Annotated in this window: 26 protein-coding genes and 1 pseudogene; 12 read left to right on the forward strand and 15 right to left on the reverse strand. The window is 58.0% G+C overall.

Annotated elements, in window-relative coordinates:
• Positions 1 to 11: 11 nt before the first annotated feature.
• The 10 genes from AC5JLE_RS19620 to AC5JLE_RS19665 form a co-directional block, all read right to left on the reverse strand.
• On the reverse strand, positions 12 to 1,508 hold the full coding sequence (locus AC5JLE_RS19620) for a type II and III secretion system protein family protein (RefSeq protein ID WP_496065557.1): 1,497 nt from the start codon (positions 1,506 to 1,508) through the stop codon (positions 12 to 14).
• A complete protein-coding gene (gene cpaB, locus AC5JLE_RS19625; RefSeq protein ID WP_014036170.1) occupies positions 1,495 to 2,289 on the reverse strand; it encodes a Flp pilus assembly protein CpaB in 795 nt (264 codons plus the stop codon). The genes AC5JLE_RS19620 and cpaB overlap by 14 nt, the downstream gene beginning before the upstream one ends.
• The gene (locus AC5JLE_RS19630; protein ID WP_014646171.1) at positions 2,286 to 2,471 is read right to left on the reverse strand and encodes a hypothetical protein; all 186 of its coding nucleotides are present in this window, start codon (positions 2,469 to 2,471) and stop codon (positions 2,286 to 2,288) included. Before AC5JLE_RS19630 ends, cpaB begins: the two co-directional genes overlap by 4 nt.
• 10 nt (positions 2,472 to 2,481) lie before the next feature.
• Positions 2,482 to 3,150, reverse strand: a complete 669-nt coding sequence (locus AC5JLE_RS19635; RefSeq protein ID WP_014646172.1) for a hypothetical protein — start codon at positions 3,148 to 3,150, stop codon at positions 2,482 to 2,484.
• Positions 3,134 to 3,949: a TadE/TadG family type IV pilus assembly protein gene (locus AC5JLE_RS19640; RefSeq protein ID WP_014036173.1), complete on the reverse strand. Its 816-nt coding sequence runs from the start codon at positions 3,947 to 3,949 to the stop codon at positions 3,134 to 3,136. Before AC5JLE_RS19640 ends, AC5JLE_RS19635 begins: the two co-directional genes overlap by 17 nt.
• Positions 3,950 to 3,964: 15 nt before the next feature.
• Positions 3,965 to 4,750, reverse strand: coding sequence for a hypothetical protein (locus AC5JLE_RS19645; protein WP_014646173.1), 786 nt, complete (start codon positions 4,748 to 4,750; stop codon positions 3,965 to 3,967).
• A complete protein-coding gene (locus AC5JLE_RS19650; RefSeq protein ID WP_321210539.1) occupies positions 4,747 to 6,276 on the reverse strand; it encodes a pilus assembly protein TadG-related protein in 1,530 nt (509 codons plus the stop codon). Before AC5JLE_RS19650 ends, AC5JLE_RS19645 begins: the two co-directional genes overlap by 4 nt.
• Before the next feature lie 112 nt (positions 6,277 to 6,388).
• Positions 6,389 to 6,661: a hypothetical protein gene (locus AC5JLE_RS19655; RefSeq protein WP_014036176.1), complete on the reverse strand. Its 273-nt coding sequence runs from the start codon at positions 6,659 to 6,661 to the stop codon at positions 6,389 to 6,391.
• A gap of 540 nt (positions 6,662 to 7,201) precedes the next feature.
• On the reverse strand, positions 7,202 to 8,257 hold the full coding sequence (locus tag AC5JLE_RS19660; protein ID WP_164167236.1) for an OmpA family protein: 1,056 nt from the start codon (positions 8,255 to 8,257) through the stop codon (positions 7,202 to 7,204).
• Positions 8,254 to 8,583 (reverse strand): hypothetical protein, encoded by a 330-nt coding sequence (locus AC5JLE_RS19665; RefSeq protein ID WP_126411778.1) that lies wholly within the window; start codon positions 8,581 to 8,583, stop codon positions 8,254 to 8,256. The genes AC5JLE_RS19660 and AC5JLE_RS19665 overlap by 4 nt, the downstream gene beginning before the upstream one ends.
• A gap of 1,314 nt (positions 8,584 to 9,897) precedes the next feature.
• On the opposite strand from AC5JLE_RS19665, the gene AC5JLE_RS19670 reads away from it, so the two are divergent.
• The 4 genes from AC5JLE_RS19670 (at position 9,898) to AC5JLE_RS19685 (ending at position 12,557) form a co-directional block, all read left to right on the forward strand.
• Positions 9,898 to 10,482 carry a KwaA family protein gene (locus tag AC5JLE_RS19670; protein WP_076739501.1) on the forward strand — a complete coding sequence of 195 codons (585 nt, stop codon included), beginning with the start codon at positions 9,898 to 9,900 and terminating at the stop codon, positions 10,480 to 10,482.
• Entirely contained in the window at positions 10,479 to 11,399 is a 921-nt protein-coding gene (locus tag AC5JLE_RS19675; RefSeq protein ID WP_496065558.1) for a Kiwa anti-phage protein KwaB-like domain-containing protein, read from the forward strand. The genes AC5JLE_RS19670 and AC5JLE_RS19675 overlap by 4 nt, the downstream gene beginning before the upstream one ends.
• Positions 11,400 to 11,451: 52 nt before the next feature.
• Positions 11,452 to 11,814, forward strand: coding sequence for a hypothetical protein (locus tag AC5JLE_RS19680; RefSeq protein WP_496065559.1), 363 nt, complete (start codon positions 11,452 to 11,454; stop codon positions 11,812 to 11,814).
• 443 nt (positions 11,815 to 12,257) lie between these two features.
• The gene (locus AC5JLE_RS19685; RefSeq protein ID WP_478445498.1) at positions 12,258 to 12,557 is read left to right on the forward strand and encodes a hypothetical protein; all 300 of its coding nucleotides are present in this window, start codon (positions 12,258 to 12,260) and stop codon (positions 12,555 to 12,557) included.
• Positions 12,558 to 12,625: 68 nt separating this feature from the next.
• Here the strand turns inward: AC5JLE_RS19685 and AC5JLE_RS19690 are convergent, their stop codons facing one another.
• From AC5JLE_RS19690 to AC5JLE_RS19705, 4 genes and pseudogenes are all read right to left on the reverse strand, one after another.
• The gene (locus tag AC5JLE_RS19690; RefSeq protein ID WP_478445499.1) at positions 12,626 to 13,396 is read right to left on the reverse strand and encodes an NYN domain-containing protein; all 771 of its coding nucleotides are present in this window, start codon (positions 13,394 to 13,396) and stop codon (positions 12,626 to 12,628) included.
• Positions 13,397 to 13,476: 80 nt separating this feature from the next.
• The gene (locus AC5JLE_RS19695) at positions 13,477 to 14,028 is read right to left on the reverse strand and encodes a hypothetical protein (RefSeq protein WP_478445908.1); all 552 of its coding nucleotides are present in this window, start codon (positions 14,026 to 14,028) and stop codon (positions 13,477 to 13,479) included.
• A 120-nt stretch (positions 14,029 to 14,148) separates the two neighbouring features.
• A pseudogene (locus AC5JLE_RS19700) lies at positions 14,149 to 14,304 on the reverse strand (hypothetical protein); the annotation flags it as partial.
• A 154-nt stretch (positions 14,305 to 14,458) separates the two neighbouring features.
• Entirely contained in the window at positions 14,459 to 15,856 is a 1,398-nt protein-coding gene (locus AC5JLE_RS19705; RefSeq protein ID WP_496065560.1) for a site-specific integrase, read from the reverse strand.
• 524 nt (positions 15,857 to 16,380) lie between these two features.
• On the opposite strand from AC5JLE_RS19705, the gene AC5JLE_RS19710 reads away from it, so the two are divergent.
• The 6 genes from AC5JLE_RS19710 (at position 16,381) to AC5JLE_RS19735 (ending at position 23,531) form a co-directional block, all read left to right on the forward strand.
• The gene (locus tag AC5JLE_RS19710; RefSeq protein WP_496065561.1) at positions 16,381 to 16,770 is read left to right on the forward strand and encodes an H-NS histone family protein; all 390 of its coding nucleotides are present in this window, start codon (positions 16,381 to 16,383) and stop codon (positions 16,768 to 16,770) included.
• A 129-nt stretch (positions 16,771 to 16,899) separates the two neighbouring features.
• Positions 16,900 to 18,021, forward strand: a complete 1,122-nt coding sequence (locus tag AC5JLE_RS19715) for a DUF4062 domain-containing protein (RefSeq protein WP_496065562.1) — start codon at positions 16,900 to 16,902, stop codon at positions 18,019 to 18,021.
• Positions 18,022 to 18,172: 151 nt separating this feature from the next.
• Entirely contained in the window at positions 18,173 to 19,069 is an 897-nt protein-coding gene (locus AC5JLE_RS19720; RefSeq protein ID WP_005409140.1) for a DNA adenine methylase, read from the forward strand.
• A 10-nt stretch (positions 19,070 to 19,079) separates the two neighbouring features.
• Entirely contained in the window at positions 19,080 to 21,062 is a 1,983-nt protein-coding gene (locus tag AC5JLE_RS19725) for an ATP-binding protein (RefSeq protein WP_005409141.1), read from the forward strand.
• Position 21,063: 1 nt separating this feature from the next.
• Positions 21,064 to 22,401, forward strand: coding sequence for a hypothetical protein (locus AC5JLE_RS19730; protein WP_496065563.1), 1,338 nt, complete (start codon positions 21,064 to 21,066; stop codon positions 22,399 to 22,401).
• 185 nt (positions 22,402 to 22,586) lie between these two features.
• Entirely contained in the window at positions 22,587 to 23,531 is a 945-nt protein-coding gene (locus tag AC5JLE_RS19735) for a hypothetical protein (RefSeq protein ID WP_005409143.1), read from the forward strand.
• A gap of 530 nt (positions 23,532 to 24,061) precedes the next feature.
• Here the strand turns inward: AC5JLE_RS19735 and AC5JLE_RS19740 are convergent.
• Positions 24,062 to 24,634, reverse strand: a complete 573-nt coding sequence (locus tag AC5JLE_RS19740; RefSeq protein WP_308306881.1) for a helix-turn-helix domain-containing protein — start codon at positions 24,632 to 24,634, stop codon at positions 24,062 to 24,064.
• Here AC5JLE_RS19740 and AC5JLE_RS19745 point away from each other — a divergent pair.
• A complete protein-coding gene (locus AC5JLE_RS19745; RefSeq protein WP_232282030.1) occupies positions 24,519 to 24,974 on the forward strand; it encodes a hypothetical protein in 456 nt (151 codons plus the stop codon). The two genes, AC5JLE_RS19740 and AC5JLE_RS19745, sit on opposite strands and share 116 nt — an antisense overlap.
• Positions 24,975 to 24,987: 13 nt before the next feature.
• Positions 24,988 to 25,287, forward strand: coding sequence for a hypothetical protein (locus tag AC5JLE_RS19750; protein WP_099491478.1), 300 nt, complete (start codon positions 24,988 to 24,990; stop codon positions 25,285 to 25,287).
• Positions 25,288 to 25,909: the final 622 nt, after the last annotated feature.

Genomic DNA, 25,909 nt, shown 5'->3' on the forward strand with positions numbered 1-25,909 from the left:
GACGGCTCCGGTCACTGCACGAAATCTTTGTTCCTGCGCGGCATGGCCTGCTGGCCGCGCTCCTGGATCTGTCGCGCACGCTCCAGGCCATCGAGGTTTTCCTGCGAGCCCGGCGTCACCACGCGCGGAGTAACGAACATCACCAGCTCGGTACGATTGCCACGGAAGCCATCGGAGCGGAACAGCTTTCCGAGGATCGGGATATCGCCCAGCAGCGGCAGGCGCTTGGCATCCTGCTGCGCGCTGGAGTCGATCAGCCCGGAGATGACGATGGTTTCCCCTGCGTGGACGTTGATTTCCGACTCGGTGCGGCGGGTGGTGAAGCCAGGCACGCCCTGCACGGTCACCGTCGGATCGACGCGGCTGACCTCAGCCAGGATGCGGGTGGAGATGTCCTCATTGAAGTTGACCAGGGGCTCGATGTCGAGCTTGATGCCGTATTCCTTGTAGTCGACGGTGACCTGGCCGAAGCCCTGCGGAACCGGGATCGGCACTTCGCCGCCGGCCAGGAACTTGGCCTGCCCGCCGCTGCGGGCGCTGAGTTGGGGCGAGGCCAGCAGGAACGCCTTGCCCTTGTTCATCATCAGGTTGATCGCCGAGCCGATCTGCGTGGCGATGCCAAAGAAGGCCTGGGTTCCCTGCAGCTTGTTCGGCAGCAGCACGCCGTTGGCCGGGCTCTGCTCGGGGTTGATGCGGTAGTAGTTGTTGTTGGTGAAATCCTTGACGATGCCCGCCACCGGGCCACGGATGACGTTGTCCCACTGGATGCCGAGTTCTTCCAGCGCATTGGTGTCGAATTCCATGATCTTCACGTCCATCTGCACCATCGGGCGCATGCCCACCGGGTCGGCGGTAGTGAAATTCAACACCGTCGGGTAGATCTTCTGTATCGCATCGATGCGGCTGCCGATGCCCGGGTTGATGTCCTGGCCGGTAATGACCACACGGTCGGCGACCGCATGCACATTGATCTTTTCCACGTCGGCCAGCAGGGTACGGATGGTCTCGGCCAGGCTGGCGGCATCGTTCTCGGAGATGTCCACCTGCACCTGCAGCTGCTTGCCGTTCTGCAGCCACAGGTGAACCGTGGTGGAGCCGGGCTTCATGCCCATCATGATCAGGTCGCGCGGGCCGACGTTGGTGACCTCGAGCATCTCGCCACTACCGACGGCCACGCGCTTGAGCCCGCTGGGCAGCGTGTAGACGGCGGCCTGGCCGGCATAGATCCGGGCGCGGGTGGGCAGTGGCACCGCGGGCATGGCCGACGCGCTGGTGCGATAGGCGGGATCGGGAACCGGCGCCGGGAAGGCGCTCTGCCCACCGGGTACCGGTGCATGGTTGGTATTGGGCTGCGGTTGCGCCTGGACAGCAGGGCGCGGTGCGGCCATGACCGGTACCGGGGTCAGCTGGGTGCCGGTGGTCTGTGCCACGGCCAGCAGTGGCGAGGTGACAACAGCGATGGCCGCAGTGGCGGCGATGAGGCTGCGGATTCCATTATTGCTGCGCATTCGTCGACCCTTTGCCCCCAATGATGAATTGCACGCCAGCACGACCCTGCGTGCCGTTGCCGAGCAGTTCCCTCTGCGTCATGCCACTGAGGCCGAACGCACCACGATCCTCCACCTGGCGAAGCATCACCCGCATCGAACCGGCCTTGGCGGCGACCGTGAGTCGCTGCGCCTGTGCCGGTGTCAGTTCCAGAGTGATGTTCGAATAGCCCTGCTGGTCTTCCGAGGCCGGCGTTTCGCCGACGCGGTTGCCGGTTGCCAGAACGTTGATGTCCTCAAGCAGCGGCAGCACCCGGGCACCGGTCTGTTCCTGCTCGACGGTGAGCAGGATGTCGACGTGATCCCCGGGAGCAATCATGCCGGAGATCGAGTTCGTCTCGTCCACCTGGAGGGTGTAGCCCACGTTGCCCTTGGCGATCACGCGCGAGAACTGGTCGTACAGCGGTACCAGTGCACTGGCACCCAGCGGTGCACCTTCGCGGATCGGCGCGCGCAGCATGCGGCCGCTGTACTCGGACACATTGTCCGGCGTGATCGCATCGGCAGGCGGCAGGTCGGCGGGGACTTCGCGCACTGCAAGGTCGGCAACGGTGACAATGCTGCCCGGCTCCATGTCGGTCTTGGGCACGGCTACCGGCACCATTTCCACCGGCGGAGCGGCACGCTCGTTCACTGCCTTCTGCACGTAGCGCACGGCGACCAGGGCCGCGAACAGGCCGAGCGCGAGGGCGATGATGATGAAGACGACGTTGCGGTTGGCTTTCAGCGGGAGCGCCTTCATACGACTCCCATCGACAGCATGTAGGTGAACCCCTGGTACGCCTTGCGCAGTGAATCGATCAGCTCGAGCACGATGTTCGGCTCGGCGACCAGGACCAGGACACCGACGGAAGCGACCACGGCGTACTCGATCAGTGCGGCCCCGCGCTGGCGGCGTAGGGACGGGGGAATGCGTTTTCTCATGGCGGTGGTCTCAGTGCTGCGACTGGTTGACGACAATCGAGGTTCCCTGCTCGTGCCGGTTGAAGGTCATGGTCATTTCCTGGCTGCCCTTGCTGTAGCGGACAACGCACTGCAGCGCGATCATCGAACACCCCGCAGGGCCGGAACTTCGGCTCCAGCCGTCCGCGGGGAGGCGGCTGGCATAGAAGGCATCGGTCTGGAACGGAGACAGCGTGCTTTCCATGGACAGGCTGCGCCCGGGCGTGTCCAGGTAGGTGATGTCATTGATCACCTGCGTCCCGGACGGTTTCGGGAAATCGGCGCCGGCCGCGGCATCGGGCTTGCGCTTGAGCAGGCGTGTAATGCCGATCTGTGACTGGCTGCCACTGCCCTTGGCCGATACCTCGATGGTCACGTAGTACTCGCCGTGTGCGTGGCCGATCACGGTCTTGCCGCCGACCTCGTTGATCACGGTCTGCCCGGGCCATTCGCGGTTGTAGTAGCTGACGATGGACGACACCGGCAATGCGGACGTGAAGCGCGAGATGCGCATGGGCAGGCCGTTGTAGAGCATGTCCTTGGCCACCCACTCGCTCTGCGCGCCCTCGGGCTCGGGAATGTCCGGCCAGGACGCGGCCAGCGCAGGCCAGGCGAACAGCAGCGCGGCCAGTGCCGCCAGCAGGTCAACGCGACGGCGCATAGGCAGGCAACTTGTCGACAGGCACCACGTCGGGCGCGATGTAACCGGGATCAAGCCTGCTCAGCGTCCCGATCATCGGAATGCCGGAGAGGCCGTCAAACGCCTTGGCGATGCCCGCCATGTGCTGGGATGGCACCAGTGGCTTGACCTGCGCGATCACCGAGCGTGACGAGTTGACCTTGAGCCCGGAACCGGCTGCATTCCAGGGGTCGGCCAGCACCACATGGGTGGCCTGCAGCTTCAGGCCCAGCGAATCGAAGGGTTCCAGATAGGCGGCAGCACTGCCGTTGGCACTTTTCAGATCCTGCACATCCAACCGCAGCTGGGCCTGGGTCAGGCCGTTGCGGTTGGGCGGGAACGAACCGAACATCGAGGTCACGTCGCCGATCTTCTTCATCATGCCGCCTGCCGACGTGCTGGTGTAGGAGACCAGGGCGAGGTCACCGCGCCGCACCAGCGGCTGGTTGGAGAAGGTATTCATCAGGACGTCGCCGACGGCGGCATCGCGTGCGCCGGTCTGCGCCTGGCTGACGATGGGATCGTTGGCACGCCCGAAATAGCGGTCGACGGCAAGATCGCGCTGGCGGCCGCTGGCCGGCAGCTTGTAGTCCGGCGATACGGTGGCTTCCCAGGCGATCGCGCGCGCGGCCTGCTGGGTGGCCTGGCGGGCGTGGATGTACTTGGCCAGGATCGGGATCAGCAGGAAGATCGGCACCAGCACGGCGCAGAGCACGGCGACTTCGGTGAGACTCTGGCCGCGCTGGCGACGCGCGCCGCGGAATGGGCGTTCCCTGTCCATGGCTACCTCAGCAGGTCATCGTTGGGAGGACGGTTCGCGCGGTACCTCGAGGTCGCCGCGTTCAAAGGGTTGGCCCACCGTCATGCGCTGCGTGGTCAGGCGGGTGCCATTGCCGTCGAGGGGTTCCTGCTCCAGGACAATGGCGTAGCGGCTCGGCCGGTAGTCGTTCAGCGCACCGGGGGTGAAGCCCCAGCTGGCACCAGCCGACCACACGCACTGGCTGAACCGTCCGTTCTCGTCCTTCCACACGTTGCACGGCTGGCCAGCGACCCTGCGGTTGCCCGCGCGCTGGAAGCCCGGCGAGGCGCTGCCCTCGTCGGCTTCGGCGGCAAAGCGGGTGAGCCCGTCGCTGTCGGCAGGGGACTGGCTACGCTCTCCCGTTGCCAGATCGACCTGCTCCACGCCGGAGGCGCTCTGGGTCTCCTGCAGGCCGGTGGCCTCCAGCCGGAACTGGCAGCTGGTCGCAGGGCCATCGTTGAGCAGGCGCCATTCGCGGGTACGGAACACTTCCTCTTTGCTGGAAAGCCAGGCTTCGTAACGGACGGTTCCCAGGCGGGCGACATCGGCGTCATCCAGTGCGCGGGTCGGCAATCCTGCTGCCTGGCAGTCGCTCAGTGCCTGCTGGTAGCTGGTGCGCGCCGCGTTGCGTCCATCCACCAGGGTTTCGGCAATCTGGTCAAGATGGATGCCCGGCATGTTCCTGGCAGCGGCGGGCTCGCCGTTGTCCGCCGCGCTGCCACAGCCGCTGATCAGCAGTGTGGCGATCGACAGGTGCAGGCGATTGAAAACAGCAAACGTCATGGCATCAAGGCTCCGGCTGCCGCGAGGGCAGCCTTGGTGGTGGCATCGGTCTTGACCAGTCGTGCCTGCCAGTAAGGACTGAACAGGTTTCCGGTTTCACGCTTGCGGTCATCGCGGCTGAACATGCGCAGCTGCACCGGGCGGTCGAAGAACACCTGCGCGGAGGAAAGTGCGGCGATCTTGTTGTTGGCCATCCTGTCCGGCAGTTCCATCTGCGAGCCGGCCGGGGCGCCGATGCCGGCGCCGGACGTGGTGCGCGCGCTGGTGCCGGCGGTCTCGGCATAGATGGTGAAGACCGGGCCGACCTTGTCGCGGTCACGATCATTCTCGGCGTAGGGCTGCAGTGCCTGCCCGGCCTTGACGTCGTGATAGTCGCGCAGGCCGTTGTAGCCGGTGAAGAAGGCCTTGCGATGCTGGCCATTGGCGAAGCGCACGTTGGCATCCTGGCTGCGGTCGACAATCCACGCCGCGCCGCGATTGCGGCGCACCGCTTCGCCATACGGGCGGTAGCGGCGGCGGTCCCAGTCCGAGTACCAGCCGTTGCCGTTGCCGAAGCCGTTGAGGAAGCGCTGGTTGCGATAGCTTTCCACGGCCTGCGCACCGCCCCAGCCGACCGGAATATCGATATCGGAAAGCGGCCATGGCAGCGGAAGCTCGACGGCCATGGTGTCCAGCGCTGCCCATCGGTTGTAGTCGACCATGTCGGTGCCGCCGGACTGCACCAGGAAGCCGAGGAAATCATCGCTGCGGCTCTTGCTGAAGCCATCACGCGACTGCATCACCACATTGCGGAAGCGGTCGGCGCCCTGGCGCTGCGTGGCCGAGCCACCGTTGGCGGTACGGGGAATGCTGTAGCGCTGCAGCAGCCGGTTCTCGGCCGTGGCCAGTTGCGTGCCGAGCACCGCGGTTCCGATGGTGCCCAGTTGTGCCTGCGGTGAGTTCCGCTGCAGCACATCCTTGGCGATGGTGTAGCTGTCCAGCCGCGATACGCCCTCGATGACGAGCTGCACCGAGGCGGCGAACATCATGTTGAGCTTGTCGATGGCGATGATGGCCGCCTGCGCGACAGGCTGGAACGTCTGGCGGGTGACCTTGAGAATGCGTTCGGCGACCTTGAAGGCGGTTGCCAATGCCTTGAACACCACGCCGATGTAGGGAATGGCGGAGAGCACATCCAGCGTGGTGCGGATGACGATGGAGGTGGTGTGCATCTGGTTCAGCCACGAATAGAGGCTGATCGTCTGTGCCACGGCCACTTCGTTGGCAACGCGGGCACGGTTCATGTAGGCCGCGTAGTTCAGTGCGCGTGCCTGCTGGATCGCAACGCTGTAGGCGGCGGCGTCGGCCGCATTGACCAGCTCCACCTTCTTGTTCACCACCTGCCCTGTGTTGAACAGCAGGACAATCCCGATGCATAGAACCAGAATGAGTGCCAGCCCGAGAACCATTGCTTGGCCGGCGACCGTTCGGTGGCTGGAAACGCCCCGGGCCGCACGGCTTCGTGCCAAAGCCAATGCGCTGCGCATAACGAATTCCTGGGCCGGAGGCCATGGCTGCCCGTCGCGCGCCGCGTGCGGTGCGCGCAGGGAGATTATGCTGGGAGGGCCCTGGCGGCTTCATGCCGCCAGGGCTGGGGTATTACTTGTTCTTGTACGCGTCCATGCCCTTGGTCTTGTCAGCTTCCTGCTGGGCGCTGTTGGCCTGGTTCTTGGCGCGGTTGATCGACTGCGTCGCGCTCTGGCCGGAAAGTTCCTTCGACATGCCTGCCACCTGGCTGCGGACCGTGCCTCCGAAGAAGGTGACGGCTCCGATCGCGGCGATGGCGATCAGCGCGGTGATGATGATGTACTCGGTCATGCCCTGACCGGCCTGCTTACGGGAAAAACGGATGTGACGACGGCTGCGTTCCATGTATTTCCTCCTTGATGGCAGGAATCCTCCCGGGTGTGCGGGATATTCGGCGTGTCCGCTGGGGGATCCTGATTAATGGCAGGGCGAGGTAAAGACAGGAAGCTCACACCCTGGTTCGTCGAAAATTTGTCGCTTGTTCGAGAACGGGGCCAAGCCTATCGACAGAAAATTGACGATACAAGTCAGGTTTTTCCGATATGCAATGAAATATTTGAAAATGTGATGCGCATTGCAGATTAACAATTGTCTGCACATAATCACGTCAAATTTGAGCTAGATGCACCGCTTTTCGTTAAGGAAATTAACACTTAACTGACATATTTGTGTCACGCAGGCGGCTTGTGGTGCCGGAATATTGGCGCGCCACAGAGGGCGCGTGCACGGCCTGCTGCTTGTTCGAACGGGATGAAAGATCCGCGTGTTTTTATCTCGTTGCATCCGCGGCAAAACAAATGACCGTGCGGCGCGGAAAAGAAAAAAAGCACATGCAGGGCATGTGCTTTTTCCGGAGTGCTTCAACGCAGTAATGTCGTGGTGATATCAGCGCTTGACCAGTTCCACGCGACGATTGGCGCGACGCCCTTCTTCGGTTGCGTTGTCGGCGACCGGCTGGCTCTGCCCATAGCCTTTCGCGCTCAGGCGTTCGGCTGCGATTCCACCGCCGACAAGACGCGTGCGCACCGACTCCGCACGCGCCTGCGAGAGCGTCTGGTTGTGCGATTGGCTGCCGCTGTTGTCGGTGTGTCCTTCAACGGAAAGGCGAAGCTGTGGGTCGGCCTTCAACAGCTGGGTGACCTGTGCGATCTGCGGTTCCGAATCGGGAAGGATCTCGGCAGCGTCGGTTGCGAAGTTCACCTGGATGGATACCTTGCCACTGCTGTCCAGTGCCTGTTTCAGCGTGTCCGCTTCAATGACCTTGGCCGTGATCTGCACCGGTTTTGTCTCTGCGACGAGCAGGCCGCCGGAGTTTCCACCCGAGCCCAGGTGAATCCAGATATCGCGATCTTCGCGATGGATGACATAGGTTTCTGCGGGTTCGTTGTAGATGTCGCCGATGCCGCCGACATAGGTGGTCGCCGCCTTGCTGTTGCCGATGTCACGCGATGCATCGGCCGGTATGGTGCCGGAGAAAATGCGCTTGCCCCCCAGGGCCTCGATCAGGCTCTGTACATTGCGGCTGAGCTCCAGCTGCGAATAAGGGTGATCGCTGCTGCTCTGCAGGACCGAAGAATGAACCTTGCCTTCAATCCATTCCACCCGATCGCCGGTCCAGAACGGTACGCGATCGAATTCGCTGTCTACGACGTCCTGGCTGGTGTAGCCCTGCGGCAGTCCGAGATAAGGGAAGCTGCCGATCGTTGCCTGCGATACGGGCAGCTCGGCAACATTGAATGCTGCGGCCTTCTGGCTTCCATCCGTGGCCGCAGCCGCCTGCGGTGATGGTTCGGCTGCGGTGCTGGAAGGTGCGGCCGAGGAAGCGCCACCCTCTGCAGGCGCTTCGCCAGCGCGCTTGCAGGCACCCAGTGCCAGTACCAGGCTGGCGGCCAACAGGCTCGCGCGCACTGCGGACATCGTCGATCCGTGCTTCTGCGTCATGAACGCACCTGCTTCATCAGTTCGTTGCAGACTTCGCTGGTGGGCTTGTACTGGCCCTTCTTCCAGGCATCGGTGATCTTCTTCTGTGTCTGCGCTTCGGCCGTGTCATAGGCCTGGTCGAAGCCTGCTTCGGCGCCGAACACGGTTTTTGCCTGTGCCTTGTGGCTTGCGCGCAGCTTGGCGGCCTGTTCCGGGGTTGCGCCGCACGCCAGGGCATTGCCTGCATGCGTGCCTCCCAGTGCGCCGAACTGCGCCGCACCGCCGCCCTGTGCGACTGCGGTGCCGCTGCCGATCAGCAAGGCGGAGGTGATCACTAGCTTCGTCATGAAATACCGCATGTTGATGTTCCTCATCCGGCCCGATAGCGGGCATCAATCCCCTGTGGCCCGAGCATAGCAACAGGCAGTGAGTGCCAGCGTGTCGTTGCATCGCCACGGCACGGCCAGTGGTCAGGGCGTGGACAGGAAGCGCGGGGTGCCACGACGTGGGGCAGATCCTGTCGTTGGACGGCCATCGAACGTGGAAGCGGGACGGTCGACCAGGCATCCCCGCACGACGGAAACCCATTGATGGATCTGGAGCAACAAGCCCCTCTGTTGAGGGGCTGCCCCGACAGGGGCGGGGAGAGGCCGGCAAGGGGAGGGGCCCGAACGTTGCGCAGCAACGTTTGGGGCGAAGCGCGCGCAGCGCACTTCGCATCCCCCGCCAGTGGCTTCTGCGAGGTACAGCCGACCAGGCATCCCCGCACGGCGGAAACCCATTGATGGATCTGGAGCAACAAGCCCCTCTGTTGAGGGGCTGCCCCGACAGGGGCGGGGAGAGGCCGGCAAGGGGAGGGGCCCGAACGTTGCGCAGCAACGTTTGGGGCGAAGCGCGCGCAGCGCACTTCGCATCCCCCGCCAGTGGCTTCTGCGAGGTACAGCCGACCAGGCATCCCCGCACGGCGGAAACCCATTGATGGATCTGGAGCAACAAGCCCCTCTGTTGAGGGGCTGCCCCGACAGGGGCGGGGAGAGGCCGGCAAGGGGAGGGGCCCGAACGTTGCGCAGCAACGTTTGGGGCGAAGCGCGCGCAGCGCACTTCGCATCCCCGCCAGATAACTGAAAAAGGCTGCCCGAAGGCAGCCTTTTTCAGTTATCTGGCGGAGAGAGGGGGATTGTCGGGTGCATCCATGCACCCGATCCCGGTGCGCGCTGCGCCCCGGGACCCGCCTTCGGCGGTCCGGTTCTGCTCCTGCAGAACCGTCGAACCCCGGCAGGGCTTCTCTCGCCCGATGCTCTCCGCCAGCCAAATAAAAAAGCCGCCCAGAGGGCGGCTTCTTCATTTGTCTGGCGGAGAGAGGGGGAAACAGTACCTTGACCGTCCCGCCTAGCTCCGGAGGCGTCCACAAACCGGATTTGTGTCCTGTGGTGTGTCCCGGATGCTACCCAAGTTCGCACCATGATGCGAGCAGGCGTACGGCCTGGAGTTCGTCGGCTTGGGCCGTCCTAAAGATCCCCGCAGGCGAGCCGCTATCTATGAGGGCTTCTAATCAATGGGTGTCTTTAGCTGGCGTCCTTGACCCGGCGGAGTTCTCGGTCGATGAGACGAGGCCGGTCTATGCTTGGCAACAGAGGGGTGGACTAGAAGGAAATACCGGAATGCAATTTCGGATGTGGTCAGCAGGAGTGCTTTTTCTAGGGTCGTATGCCCCGCTGGCCTTTGTACTGGCGGCGCAAGACATAAAAAAAGCGCTGTGGGGACAACCCGTATGTGGTTGGAGAGGACAGTTTGATTGCGAACTACAGATCTTCGAGCACCCTTGGGCATCCTTGGCAGCAATAGTGGTTACATCAGCCGCACTTTGGCTGACGATGTATTCCATGAAGGCTGTCCGACTGAAGAGCGAAGCTGAGGTTCTGTCCGCGAAGCCCGTTCCGAATGACCTGATTAATTATGTTTTCCCCTACGTTGTATCATTCATGGGGTTGAGTTACGGAGATCCACAGAAGTTGGCGGGATTCTTCGTTTTTCTTGTGCTCTTGTTTTTGATTACGTATAGGTCGGGGCAGATTCTGATGAACCCCGTATTGATTGCTTTCGGCTGGCGACTGTATGAGGTTGATATTGCTGTCGGTGGGAAACAGGTCCGTAAGACCGTGCGCGCGCTGAAGCAAGGAAAGCTGTTGCCTGGCAAGCAGCTTATTGAGGATGTTCAGGAAGTATATTTGATGGGGGACCCATGAGCGATTTGGCATTGAAAAGCCTCAAGGCATTTGACCTCGCCGGGTCAAACGTGTTCCTTTGGGTGTTTAAGAGGAGCGCTGGCACCAAGAAATTCAAGGCGTACTACATCAAGACGGATCCAGTCCTGGATAACGCTCTCAAGGGTTTTGCGGAAAATGAGAGGGCGCGCATTAACGAGTGGATTCCATATGGGCATCTCTCTCAGCCCACCGATGATGGATGCCTTACTATTGCTGTGGGTGATACCGACTTTCAGGTTCTAAAGGATCTCGTTGACGAGCCGGAGTCTGACCATGCGACTAATGATCTTAAGAAGCTCAAAGGCGCTGTCGGCTACCTGGTGAAGTTTGTAAAGGACGGGAAGACCCTCTACGCCACGCGGCGCACTCCGATGACGTGGAAGCCTGTCTACAAAAAGAAAAACGTGATTAATGCCATTTTTGAGAATGGACAGTTGTCCGCTGTAGCAGGTGATGAGTTCACCCTTGAGCCGCGATTTGACATCTTCGCCTTGGACGATGTTCTTCTGGTGTCGAACAAAAGGGGCTTTGAGTCAATGATGCAGTATCGCGCTGGTTACGTTCAGGCGTTTGGCGAGCTCAAGGCGGAGCCGTCTTTCTCCGCTCTATTTACTGATATGGCGCCGTTGTTGGAATATGTAGGTGAGAACGGTACGCACCTGAAGAGGATGGCGGTCATTCAGGAAAAATCCCTTTACTCTGACCCCAAGTATCTCAAGGCGCTCAAGGCCGTTGCGACGAAACGGAAGTGGGGCGTAACCTTCGATAAGGCTGGGAGAATAATTCCAACTGCAGCGACTGCGAAGGTCATCATTACTCTCTTGCTTGATCACCGTCTTGTGAGTGAGATCACTGACATCATGTATGACGTTCCTGATGGCACACCAGTAAAGTAAGATCAGCAGCAGTAAAGATTTTCAACAAGCCGCATGGCATGGAGGTTGTGGGGTGAAGTTTAAAATAAGTCTGCTTATTTCAAATGCACGGAAAAAGGTCGCTGAGGTGTGGCGGAAATTCCATCTTTTCGCAAATGGGCTGGAAGAAGTTATTGATGGTGGGCTTGATTCAATTAGTCTGCGCTGGCTCTCGCTGATCTCGGTTGTGACTTTGGGTGCCGAGATGATTATTTTATTTAACTGGGATAAATTTCCTGAAAAAGGTGTATTCGCAGCGACAAATTGGTTCTCAATATTTTTGATTGCATTCTTTTGCTCCGTCGGGTTGCGTAAGAGATTTAACTCCAGGTTGTGGACAATCATTGGGACTTTGGCGAGCCTGATGCTGTGGGCGTCGTCTTTGTGGATGAGCTAGCCGCGGCCCCTTGGCAAGTATGAGCATCCGTTCCGGGTGAGAGTGCGACGAAGGTAATGACCATTCCAAGCAGTATTCCGACCGTGAGTATGAATGTAAACATAATATTTATGGCTAAATTCGATTCTTTTTTTTCGGATTTTCTCTTGGCTTCGTTCATTCTCTGTCTCGTTAGCTGTTTGGAAGCTTTTAATTGATTTATGGAAAAAGTAAAGGGGTGGGGAATATTTGGATGGTGTCGCTACCATGTGCAGTTCGGCTCGCGCGGCATTAGATATGGCTGCTCCTTTGCCCCTGTCCCAATGGGAAAGGTGAAATAATTGACACGGACGCTTGCCGTTCCGAGTCTTGCCTGTGTTCAGCCAAGAGAAGGATCGGGGGACTGCAGCCTATGCAGGGGGCACGAGGCTGTGGGGACTGATGCCCCATCCAAGGAGAAGGAAATGAAAAAGCTGTTGCTCACCCTTGCCGCTGGTGTCGCTCTGGCGGGCTCTTTTGCTGTTTCGGCTCAGAGCCATTCGGTGAAGGGGCACTATCGCTCGGACGGTACCTACGTCCAGCCTCACCACCGTAGCAATGCGAACTCCACCAAGCTGGACAACTACAGCACCCAAGGAAATTACAACCCCTACAACGGGAAGTCCGGGACTGTAGATCCTTACAAGCCAACGCAGAGCAATCCATACGGTAGCCCCTACAACCAGCCGAGGACGCAGCCGCGTCGATCTGGTTACGGCTACTGAAGTCTAGGGCCCCGCAGACGCGGGGCCCTTTTTTGGTGCGATGCGCCAAGCGGCAGTAGTGGCCCGCGTCAGGCTGTCTCTGGCTTAGGCGCCAAGCTTACGGACCACTGCCCATTCTCTTCCTGCTTGAGTGACAGGAGATCGTAGGTCTTCACCATATTGAGAAGACCGGAATGCCCATAGATGCCAGGCGAGAAGCCGGAATCTGCTCGCTTCAGATAAGAGCCTAAAGAATTGAGGCTAACCTTGCCCTCTGGCGTGCTACCGGCAAGCAGCGAGACAGCCTCGATGACGAACCGAGGACGGCGTTTGGGGAGCGGCGCGCTGCCGTTGCTCTTTGCCTCGCTGCTGTGCTCAGCAGGGTGCGGCGGGTCCTGAAGATCTGGCGGCTCTGGCGATGAGGCTTCTTGGGCGGACCACTCGAAGAACTGGTCACAGGCATTGCGCAAAGCATCGGGAGTCTTGGCTTCGCCGACGATCAGAACCGTGGCGCCGCGCTCTCGGAGCTTCCTGCAGAGGTAGGCGAAGTCGGAGTCGCTGGTCACTAGGCAGAAGATGTCTGCCCGCTGATCGAAGAGCGCCTCCAGTGCATCCAAGGCCAGGGCGATATCGGAGGTGTTCTTCTTCGCTGCGTATTGGAACTGAAGGCATGGAGTGAAGGCCTGGCGAACCAGGGCCTCTTGCCAAGAGTTGCCCAAGGTAGCGCGATTGCCGTAGCCCCGTCGAAGCGTTACGCGCCCGGCCTGCGCAGCCATGAGGAGCGCGAAGTCCACGATTTCGGGGGCAACGTTGTCGCAGTCAATCATTACTGCGACGGTCGATTCCTGCGGTTGAGCCATGAAGGTGTCCTATGTCTTTACGCTGGTCTAGTTCGAAGTCCAGGCGCAGCGCCTATTGGTAGGAAGGCAACGCTCTCGTTTCAGGCTTGAAGTCTGGCCGCTAAAGCGTAGGTCGGGCTCGGATAGTCGGCGAACAGCTTGATGCGGATCACCGAAGCGCTGGAGCCATCACCGCCCGTCAATGGAACGTCTTGGAGAAGGTGCAAGCACTGACGATCAGATGGAAGCGGATCCTGCTCTGTGCAACCAATCCAGTTTCGCGCATCCCATCGCTTGCCAAGAATGATGGGCACCAGTGGGCTTTGCTCAATAGGAAAAGCACCGTGCACCGCGACCTGGTAGCCGTGTGCAATCTTGGCCAGCATCTGGACGAATGACCAGATGTCCATCCTGTCCTGAAACTGGATGCCGACAGAGGTGTGCTCGCGAACTGTCTCCCCCTCGCCAAGTCCCATGGTCAGCGTATCCATGGCGGAAACCTCTATGCCCTCTGCAGAAGGATCGGGCGGAAATTTTGGGTCGAGGAAACCGGGCAGAGGAAGGACGGGGAGGTGCATGACTTTGACGCTTTGATCCCAAGGGACATCGTGCTCAACCAGGGAATTATCGGCGCGTATGAAGGTCTGTTTCATCGATTCCGTGGCGGGCCGTCGATGAGATTTTCGACCCTTTATTCCCAAAGATTGGCGGCCGCGATCCAAAAATCCGCGAAGCACTCTCATTTCGAACTGGGACGTAAGCTTTGCACACGGATCGCAACTTGAATCTGGCAGTACGAGAGTTCCACCAAGGCCTTTCGGCACGATGTGCTCTTCGGTCAAGCGCCCTTGTGTAGCACCACAATAGATGCAGGCGCCGAATGGCTTGAAACGATGGGTAACAGGTGCCCGCAATCGAGTTGAATCCATTTAGCTACCAGCTCCTTCTGGGACCAGAAATGTCAGGGGCACGGCTCGGCGGCGTCCTAGCCTTGCCCATAGGCCTCGAATGTATCCCATGTAGCAAGGCTAGTCAGCGTGGAGGCTGGACTACCTCCCGGCTGGGCTGATTCTGCTTCGATGCTTAAGGATAGAACCTCTTTTTGTCCTTCAAGCATCGCTTGAATTGCCCCTTGGCATAGACTGGAAGCACCACGGCAGGCCTGTATTTCTCCAAGGTCTCTATCTGCTTCCTGCGCATCACGGCAGGCTTCTTGTGGAAGTAAGCATCGTGAAGCACGGGCACGCGCTTGCTGACAGAGTGGCCCGTGATCAGAGCAATGTCTTCGTCAGGGACGTTCTGGTGGTGGAGCTCTGTAGCGATGGTGTGGCGGAAGGCATGGAACCCGACCCCTCTAGGGAAGCCAAGGTCCTTCATGTAGCGGCTGAACTGGCTAAGCGCCGCCAGGCTGTAGCGAGCATTGGTCTCGCCGGTCTTACGGTTCACACCAGCGGATAGGTGTGGGAAGAGGCGAGGGTGGCCGCACTCTCTGATGTCATCCATGAAGTCTAGGAAGCCTGCGTCCAACAGGGGCTTCGGGATGGGGATCGTTCGGATAGATGCCTTGCCCTTTAGGCTTTGCCGACTCCTGAGCCGGGTCCGGTGCGCCAAGTCAGGATCCACAGTCTTCTGGATGCGGATACACCAGACATCGCTCTCCTGGACGATGTCGGCGACCTTCAGCTGAGCGACTTCGTTGATGCGTGCGCCTGTATACAGGCCGATTATGGGGAGCCACCATCGGTGGGGGTATTTGCTCGCCCAGGGAATGAACGTCTTCGGGTCGAAGATGCGGCGGAGGTCGTCTTCATCAAAGAGCCGCTCTGGCTTGTTGGGATCGGTGACCAGGTCTTTCTTGATCTCTGCGAACGCAGCCATGGGGGACGCATCAATAGCTTTGGTCTTGACCAGCTGATTGAAGAAGGAGACCAGGAAGCGTCGATGACGTTCAAGCGTTGCAGGGGCGAGCTGAGGAACATCTAGCTCCTTGCCGCAGGCAATTGCTTCGTCATAGCTGATCCCTCGATAGGCGGGATCAGAGAAGAGCCCTGGGGGTGACCAGCGCATGAGGTCCCAGAGGCGGTAAATGTGGGGGTGGTCAATGCGCGACACGGGGATGTCCCCGCAGGTCATCTGGAGAAGCCGCAGGGTTCGGGCCGTAGAGTCGATGGTCTCTTGTGCGAGGCAGCGGCGCTCTCTATCTCCCAGATAGTCCTTGATCTCTACGGAAAGAAGCCGGGCGGGGTGGCCTGCGGATAGGGGCTCAAGGTAGCGCGTGCCTGCGGCATTGATGCGAGAGCGTCGGGAGCGCTCCATAGCCGCGTTGAGGATCTCTTGCGCATGGATGGCCGCTTCGCGTCCGGTGATGACCAGCTCATCAATCCGGAAGCGCCCGATCCTGATGCCCTTAAGGTGAAGCGTGTCATCGGCGTCGGGATTAAAAGGGAAGTCTTGAAGGAAGTTCTTTACTGTTTTTGGCACGGCCCTGTCTCCTTGGATGATGGGAGCAGTGCTAAGGCCTGGCTTTGATTCGTCAAACGAGATCTAGAGCGTTGCCGCGTTGCTTAGGCATTCGCCGAACCGTAGAAATTAGCGCGAATACTTTTCTGGTGAATTAGTCCTCTGTGCCTTTTGGAGCCTTGTCGCGTAATGGTTTGCCTTGGGTGACCGCTTCTATCTTGCAGTCATTTGTGTACTGTACGATTTTGAGTGTGCTTACGCCTAAGCGTGCTTTATTACAGAATAGGCATGCAGGATCTTTTCGAATTTGCGATGGGCATCACCATCCTCCATTCTCTTTGTTGGGTCGCCTCGCCCAGGCTCTATGGCAAGTGGCAACCCCGGCTAGGTTGAATGGAGGGAACTCCATCCCTTCCAGACCCGGCCCGGTTGTCTAGAGGGAAAAGACCGTATAGCTTGTTTCCGGTGGAGGGACGGTGGCGCTTAGCGTCCAGAGCTTCCTATCTACCTTCTCTCTTTTCGCCACCAATTTCAGGTTTTTAAGAATGACCAAGCCGTCACTTGATTCGATTGCCTCCGCTAAAGCCAAGCTTGCAGAAGAGCTGCGCAAGTTGGAGGAGCAGGAAGTCCAGCTTCTCCAAGAGCAGGCCGCTGATGCCTTCGCGGAGGTCGCCAACCTCGTTTCCCAATACGGCAAGAGCTTCTCTGCGAAGCAGCGCGCCGAGATCGTCAGCCTACTTGGGGCTGATGCCCCTAAGAAGGCGGGAGGTGTGAAGAAGGAAGTCGCGCCCAAGTATTGGCTCCCACATACGGGCGAAACCTGGAGCGGCCGAGGCAGAACCCCTCGCGCGTTCGCTGCATGGGAAGGGACTTCCGCTTACACAACTTGGAAGGCTTCCCACCCTAACGAAAAATTCCCGGCTTTCCCTGGATAGTGCATCCAAGCAGGGGCGGCCTTGCGCCCCTGCTGTCTCATCTTGGGAGACCGCCTGATTGTCTAATGGAGCCTTGGCTCTTGGTCCGGCATAACGCTGGCGCTCAACCGTCGTATCTGGGGTGTCGAGATGAAGGTTTTCATTAGTTCGTTGATTTCCGGGATGGAAGCCGAGCGAGCCGCAGTGAAGCGTGCCGTCGAGAGGCTGGGGCACGCTCCCATCATGGCGGAGGACTTCGGCGCTAGGCCTAGCTCTCCGCAAGTTGCTTGCCTTGGCGGAGTGCGAGAGTCCGATCTTGTGATCCTGATCTTGGGGCCTCGCTACGGTGTGCCCCAAGCGGGCGGGGTTTCGGCCACTCACGAAGAAATTCTGGAAGCGCGAAACCGTAAGCCCATCCTTGTCTTCCTGCTGGCAGGTGCGGAGCCGGAAGATAGCCAGGTTGCTTTGATCAATGAAGTCGGAGGTTGGGAGGGAGGCCTCTTCCGACAGGAATTTGTGTCCCCAGAGGACTTGGAGGACAAGGTGACCCGCGCCATTCATCGGCATGAGCTAGCTCATGCCGTAGCGCCACTGAATCCTGAAGAATTGAAGGCTAGGGCGACTAGGCTCCTTCCCGCGCTGGAGCGGGGATATGGGGCGAACACACTTCAGCTGGCAATAGCCAGCGGTCCCGTCTCAGCCATCCTTCGACCCGCAGAGATGGAGGCTCCTTCCCTGATTGCGGAGATTCAGCAGAGCGCTCTCTTTGGCGCACACCCGATTTTTGATCGGGCGGCCGGTAGCCGATCTCGGTTGGAAGGTGAGGCACTCGTCGTGGATCAGGATGACGGCCACAGGTCTGGGGCATCGGTACGCCTTTGGCCAAACGGTGATCTGTTGATCAGTCTTCCCGTGCCGCCTCCGGCACGCGGGATGGGGCTGCCAGTGGTCTTGGAAGAAGACATAGCTAGCAAACTGGCCAGCGCTGTGGGGTATGCGGCATGGCTGCTCTCGCGGATCGATCCCACTGAGAGAATCACCCACATCGTGCCAGCCGTCAGGCTCAGTGGGGATGGTGGCGGCGCATGGCGCACCAGGGCGGAGCATGATGCGAGCCCCAATTCGGGACAGTTCCCATGGCGACAGGGTGAGCATGAGGAGCCTGTATTCCTGGCTCCCGCGCATCAAGTCAGGCAGGTGCTGTCGATTGACGCGCGTCGTGTGATCGAGGACTTCGTTGTTTTGCTGAGGCGGCGCTGGAATCAGGATTGATCAGGTTAGCTCACTACGGAGGAGTAGGCTCAATGGTCATAGCGGCGCAAGCTTTTTACGGAGCAGGCCATCAGTGAGCTTAAGCCAAGGAGCCTGTGTCAGAGCTTGACATTGCCCCTCCTGATGCTTTAATTGAGAGGAAAGGGGTGTTATGAATCTGCGGGCTAAGTCTAAGTCGTTCTGGCGTAACACTGGTGAGACCGAAGTGGGAGGAGGTCTCGATAGGGGCGCCCAATCTACGCTTAGCCCGTTCCTAAAATGGGCAGGGGGGAAGCGCTGGTTTGTCAGGCATCATGCGGGTCTCTTCCCGACTACCTATAACAGGTATTTCGAGCCGTTCCTTGGCGGCGGCGCAGTCTACTTTCATTTGCGGCCGCAACAGGCCGTGCTCAACGACGTTAACCCGGAAGTTATAGCCGCCTACCAGGCTATGAAGGATCACTGGGTTGGCCTCAAGAAAAGCTTGGCCTACCACCAACGACTTCACGACGCAGACGGCAATTACTATTACACCGTCCGTGCGCGAACGCCCACGAAGTTGGTCCAAAAGGCCTCGCGGATGATCTATCTCAACAGGACCTGCTTTAACGGTATCTATCGTGTGAACCGCCAAGGTGAGTTCAATGTGCCTCGCGGTAGCAAAGATAGCGTTTTGATGGAGACCGACGACTTCAAATCCATGGCTGCTTTACTGGCCACGGCCGATCTTCGTGTCGGTGACTTCGAAAGGGTGATCGATGAAGCGATGGAAGGCGATCTGGTCTTTGCCGACCCGCCATATACCGTTCGGCACAACCTTAACGGTTTCATCAAGTACAACGAAGTTCTCTTTTCTTGGGCTGACCAGGAACGACTAGCAAGAGCACTCAAGCGTGCAGCCGCGCGTGGTGCCAAAGTCGTGGCAACCAATGCCAATCATCATTCTGTCCGCGCACTGTATGAGAGCTGGGATTTTCTGACGCGTTCAGCAAGCCGGTTCTCTCAGATATCTGCTGATGGTGCGAGTCGCAAGCAATTCGAAGAGCTCATCATTACTTGCAATATTTAAAGGAGTCGCTATGTCCACGCTTGGAAGCTTGATGCATACCTCGGCCACGCAAGGCAATCCGATTGATGCCCTGCGAAGTTTCCTTGAGACGGAGGCGCGCAATGAGGCTGCAAAGCAGACAAGCAAGATGCGCTTTGTGGGCTACGTGCTAGAGCTAGGTTTCGACACTGCAAAGATCATCACGAGCGATCCCTACAAGCTGGCCGTGGGCGGAATCCCTCGCGGCTCATTTTTGATCATGACGCCGGTAAATACGGCGGCGGCACCGGCGCACTTCACCCTTCTTCGAGTGACTGGCGTGTCACCCACGCCACTGAGTAATCAAGTTCAGCAGACGTATTTTGAGCTGCACAAGAAGTCCATGCCAGAACTGGATGTTTGGACACAGAGCGAGTTGCAGTGGGGGGCTCTGGACTGTGATGTGCTGGGGATGTTTTACGCCGATCCTGCCGCTATGCAACGTCTCGCCTACTCCGGTGATGTGAACAATGTGGTGAGCGCACATCGATACAAAGTTTTTGCGCCGGATGACGCTCTGTTGAGAGTAATCGTCAATGGCATGGTCAAGCCAGAGAGCCAGATCGAAATCGGGGCGTTGAGGACGATGGAGTGCGGTCTGTCCAGCGCAACCGCAAGCAGAATCGGCGTATCAATCTCCATGCGAGATTTCAAGGGCTGCCGAACTGCGATGTTCGGCAAGACGCGGCTTGGTAAGTCCAACGTAGTCAAGCTCATTGCCAAGGGAATGCTTGATGCAACAGCAGATGACAAGTCAGTAGGCCAGTTGATCTTTGATGTGAATGGCGAGTATGCCAACGACAATCCGCAAGATGGGAACAAGTCCATCCGCTCGGCCAATGCAGACCGCTGCGAAGTCTATGCCTTGACGAGCCGAGCGGAAACTCCCTCTAAGCCTTTGCGACTGAATTTCTACGAGCAGACTGATTCAGCTATCCAGGTCATTGGCTCCATGCTTGCGCAAGCAAACAAGAGCGCAGATTACGTCAAAAGCTTCAGCAGCGTTGAGCTGCCCTCCATCGAAGGCATAAAAGCACTTCCTGATGGCGAAAAGGTCAGGCCAATTCGAAAGATTCAGATGTTCTGGGCAATTCTCTCAAAGGCTGGCTTTGAAATGGATGAGGCCAGGTTGAGGGCCTTGGGGCTTGTTTCAAAGAATGCAAAGAATTTCAATCCGCATTTCAATAAAAATTTGCGCAATGCCGCGTATCAGGCTGTTCGCGACACGGATGCGCCGGCAGCTATCGATTCACCTGATGGGTTGAGGGCTGAGCTTGAAGTTATGGCTCAGTTCGTTAGGGAGAATCCTAACCACCCAGAGCTTACTTCTTCATCTGGGAAGCCCATGTTCGAAGCGGATCATCTCGCGCTTCTAAAATTCTTCAGTCCCGGAGCCTTGGGGACAGGTCCAGCTATGCTGCGTCCTTACAGAGTCTTTCACTCTCCCCATGCTGGAGACTTCAATGCCGAAATCCTTAAGCTTTTGGACGACGGAAAGACTGTAATACTAGATCTGGGTAATGCAACGGATGAAATCCGTCGCTACTTTGCCGACATGTTGTCGAAGGCGGTGTTCGCCCATCAAGAGACTAAGTTTGTTAGCAACGCTCTGGGAGGTCGCTTCGTTCAGCTGTATTTCGAGGAGGCCCATAACCTATTTCCTCCTGATGCGCGTGATTTGACCGGAGTGTATGCTCGCTTTGCCAAGGAGGGGGCGAAGTTCCACATCGGGATGGTGTATTCGACCCAGTCACCCTCCACGATCAACAAGGACCTTTTGGCTCAGACAGAAAATTTCTTCGTCGGCCATCTATCCAGCCAGGATGAGGCCCGTGCGTTGGGACGAGTTCAGATCGCCTTCGAGGGTATCGAGCAGGACATCCTCAGAGCTAAGACACCTGGTTATATGCGCATGCTTACCATGTCGCATCGGTTCGTCATTCCAGTGCAGGCAAACAAGTTCGAGGCCATTTGACATGCCCTACAGTGCCGGAACGCGCTTACCCTTCGAATCCGCATCGAAGCTGGGTCATTTGTCAGTTGTTCAGAGCGCTTGGGTCAAGGAGTTGGTTCGCGATTTCGAACACGCCAAGCCGCTGCTGTCCGATACGTCCAGAACCTTGTGGCACTCCATCGATACCAAAGGGGCGCTTCCTCTCCGAAGTGTTTGGGCGGTCGATGGTTCGTTCGTTGCCGTTCGCTCAGAGGGCAAGCCGCCTAAAGAGGTGGCGTTCGTGAAAACGGCACTCCTATTGGTAGATCGCGCCAAACTTGATGCTATTGATAAGGAGAACCCGCACCCCCTTTTGCTGCAGGACGTTCTCAGGGGTAGTGCGATTTTCCATTCCACGGTGTTCCCGTTGAAGAATGTGCGAACCCCGCTAGGCAACAACTACGACGCTGTCCGTCACATCGTTAGGGACTCTTTTAAGATTGACCAAGATGGGGCTTTCTTTGACACTCTAAAATGGCTCGTCTACAAAAAATGGACCGATGGGACATCGTCGTCGCCCGCCTTTGAGTGCCCGCATTGTCACTCCATGATCGAAGGGCTGCCGCATGACGCAGACGAGGGGGGGTGTGCTCATTGCAATCAGACAGTCTTTGTCTCGGACCTGATTGGCTTTCATTTGGACATGGATGAGGACAGCGCTCCAGATTCAGTGGCGTCCTCCTACATGTTGGTTATGGAGCATCTGATGCTCTTTACAGCCATTCGAGTTGCGTGGGGTCATACGGATAAGTCCCTGGTAGGGGAGACCCTTTTCATCAAGGACGGGCCCCTATCGCTTCGCAGTCAGTATTCAAAGCTCGTCCCTAACATTCGTGAGTTCTTGGCATTCGCTGTGAGCCAGGGCCGTGGTGTGCACATCATCGGACAAGAAAAGAGCGGCGCCTTCGTAGATCACCTGCAATCAATTGTGCAGTTTGCGTCACCGCACGAGCGAGGAGAGCCTGGCAGCTATGCCGCACTCGATCACAACTATGTCCGTCGTGAGGTCTACCGCTCCCCGGACTTGTCCAACCCCTACGGCAAGCGGACCAACTGGGGAGAAAAGCTCTTTGTGAAGCTCGACCCAGGTATGTCTATGGTTCTTAATGTGCCAACCGGCAGCTATCTGGATGCGGGCGAACGTCCGCTTGCAGAGGATTTGATCGGGCTACAGCGGATTTTAGCCACCTTGCCATCTATCGTGAGCCATAAATTCGAAGGGGCACTGTTCCCCGTGGAGTTGGCAAATGGTATTGCCTCGATGTCCAGCTACCCGTCTGCTGCAATTCTTGCCAAGTTTTTGGAAGACCAGTCAGCGTAGATCCAAGGATAGCTGCTTGTCCGCCTGACGCCTGCCTGGGATGAACCCAGGCACTGACGGTGAGCTTTGAATCTTAAACGCCGGACTGGTAGTCATGGATCTCTTCACCAAAGGAGCCCGCATTGCTATTTTGCGAATCGTCGTGGGGCGAGACTAACCACTAACGCGCCAACAGGAGAACTGGGATGGCAGGAAAGAAGAGGGCTAGACTTTGGGAAGAATCGGTTGTGGTTGGACTTCGCGATATGCAGTGGCGCTTGCAGCTTCATGACATACTCTCCCGAGAGGATCTACTCAACTCGATTCGTGCTCGGTTTCAGGGGCAGGGCGGCGTTATCGATGATGTGGCGCTTCGCGGTGTTATTCCGCCGGGTTTCGTCACACTAGACGGCAACGCCGAGTCCTCGACTGCTGACGTAGCCCTTAGCTCGATGAAGGGATTTTGCTTCTTAGTAGAGGTTAAACCGACTAGACAAGGAATAAGAGATGAGTGGAAATTAAAAGAGAAGCGAAAGCGCAAAAGCAGAGCTAGTGTTCACTCGAAGGCAGCCTTCCGCACCTTAAAACGCTTAGTTGAGGACTTTGAAGCCAATCCTTCTGACAAGGAGAGGGCCAAGATGTTGCGACGCTCATTGAGAATTCATCAAGTTGCATACTGGGAAGGCGAAGATCGAGGAAAGCTGCGAGACGGAATGATTAAAGTTGAGCCCTATATCAACGCCTGCATCTCTATGCGCCGTGTAGATGAGCTAACCAGTGATCGGTGCATCTCAAGCCTTAAACATCTCTACTATCAGTTCAAGGGCGATACGCGTGGCACCCAGCGTCTGCCCGCGAAGGAAATGCTATCCACATCCACGCGAATTCAGTTTGACATCCAATCCAACGGATATATTGAGTCAATTGAAAGTGCGTATGGTGCAGAATATGAAGAATTCCAACAATATGTGGATTGGCTCTGCAAGAGCTGCAGCGAAGATGGCGAAGTTGATCAACCTATCAACTGCCTTGTTATGACTGACGATGGGTTTTTGCAAGCAGTGTCAAGTCTGCGAGAGCTCGCTACGTTGCTTAACATCGATTTGTCTTGCAAGCCGGAACCCGAATATTCGGACCCGACTTACTCCTGATGCCACTCACCCGTTCCAACGGGGCAGTCACTGAGGCTTGCCCATATCTGAACTTTTTTCGATAGCCTCATCCATCTTTTATTGCATGCCTCTAGCGCCCTATCTGCCTCGACCAAAGCCAATTCATGGTCCAGGCGATGAAGTGCTGCAATGTAGGCTTCAAACCAAAAATCTTTCTGACTAAGCGCTTTTCTCTTCCTCTTCATTTTTATTGCCACCCTTTAATATTGACTGGCATCGAAAGTAAGGCTATTTGATCGCACGTCAATAGATAGTTCTAATTTTCCCTGGATCATGACAAAATAAATCGTTATTCATGACTATCGCGCAAGCACTTCCGTCTTGTCAGTTAGCTTAAATTTCAGCAAGACAAAGATTGAAATGTAAACGCGATAGTTATCAATATCGACTCGTGGGTTATACGATCACTCCTTGGGTTTCATGCCCAATGCAGGTGAAGGTCTAACGGTGCGTCTGTGGCGTAGTAATCGTTGAAGCCATTTAGGCATACGTGGCGATGGTTGCGGCCACTATGAGGCGTCCATCAATCTCTTGATCAGCCCAAGTGCTTCCTTCTGCCTCCTAGCATCAAGCTGAGAAAGCAGCAGGATGGCCTCAGCCACTACATCCGACGCAGCAAGAAAGTAAGCCGCAGGAAGGTCTAGAAGCTCTGCGAGCTTCTCGATGGTCTCCAAGTCCGGCTTGTGCATTCCTCGTTCATATCTACTGATGCGAGGCGCAGTCGTGTTCGAGTCATCGACTCCCATCAACATCTCCCCTAGCTGCGCCTGCGTCCAGCCTTTGGCGACGCGCGCTGCGCGTAGGCGATGACCAAGGGCTGTAGGCGTGGGCTGAGGGGCGGGCATCCGGTAGAAACAAACACGTTGACTCTCCAGAGTTTGACCGCATAAGCTTAGCGGGTCATTTGCGTTCAACGCAAAAAATGGATCGGGAGGCAGTCGTATGGATATGAGGTGCTGGGCATTGGTGGGTCTCTTGGCGTTCGCCGCTTCTGCTGGGGCTGCGCCCAGCCTGTCGTGCCAACTGCAGAGCGGCCAGTTCAAGGTTGGTGGGGGAGGGAAGCCCAAGGTCTCCGAGTTCATCTGGTCCACAGGTCATGGCTCCGCGATCCCCACCGGTCCCGTGCGAACAAGCATTGGTCGGATCGACCCTGTGGAAGGCCGGGACTACAAACGCGCTATCAAGCTCGATGGAAAGCCGGTTCTGCTGCCTCCCGAAGCGCATAGCGTCATTGGCTTCGGCAAGGTCTATGACTTCAAGGACGCCATCGCTCTGGCTTACCTCGGCGAGCGTGAGGAGGACTCCTCTGCGCGGCCTAGTCAGATCGTGATCGTCATCAATAAGGCCGGGTCCGTGATCGATAGCGAAGTCCTGCCTGGTGCTGCAACGAATCCGGGCAGTCACTGCCTACTCATCGACTGATCTAGGAATTGACATGAAGAAGCTTTGGACGCTTTCCGCTACTGCGCTGCTGGTTGCTTGCTCGGGTGGTCCTGGGAGCGGCGATGTCGAGAGGGCGCTGACTGCATATTTCAAGGAAGCGACGGGAACGACGATGACCTTTGAACGTCTCAAGGTGGGCGAGTGCGTGCGAGGGGACAGTCCTGGCTATGCCTGCAGTGTCACTGGAACTGCGCGGTATCAGCTGGGCACTCGCACTGAGCAACAGCAGCTTGTCGGCACTTTCGTCATCGACAAGGTCGATGGCACTTGGACCGTCGTAGACCGTCGCTGAATTCAAGCTCGCCGCCAACCCCTGGCTAGGAGGTTCAGATGTGGACGTTTTTCAACGTGGTGCGTTGGCTCATCACGGTCGCGGCACTGTGGTGGCTTTGTAGCGTGGTGTTTGAGGAGGGCACTACCGCTGAAGGAGCAGTATTTGGGCTGATGCTCTTCGGCCAGGTTGTCTTCTGGCCCCTCTTGCTGTTGTGGGGGCTGCCGTGGCTACTCCGCCGCCGCTTTGCTCGAAGGGGGCGGCAGTCGATATTCTGATTGCAGTCCCGACACCTGGGTGCTTTCGAGCCGATTGTGATTGCCACCTGCTGAGGTGGCGGTCAGGTGACCTGAGGTACGGCTCATGTCTCAGTGTCCCGAGGGGCGAGGTGATCCTGGCCTGCTGAAACGGACACCAAGAGGCGATGATTTGATCGCACTTGGAGGTTCTTCATGTCATGTCTCACCCGCCGCCGCTATACGGACGACTTCAAGTCGCAAGTCGTCGCGCTGGTTGAGTCCAATGGCCCTGCCGTTGCAGCAAGGCATCTGGATATCTCGGTCAAGTCGACCTACAGGTTGATCGCATCGCGTACTGTTTAAGCCAAATGTTCTAACAAACAGCTTCCGATTAGTTTGGCTGA

The sequence above is a fragment of the Stenotrophomonas sp. genome, from assembly GCF_059505245.1.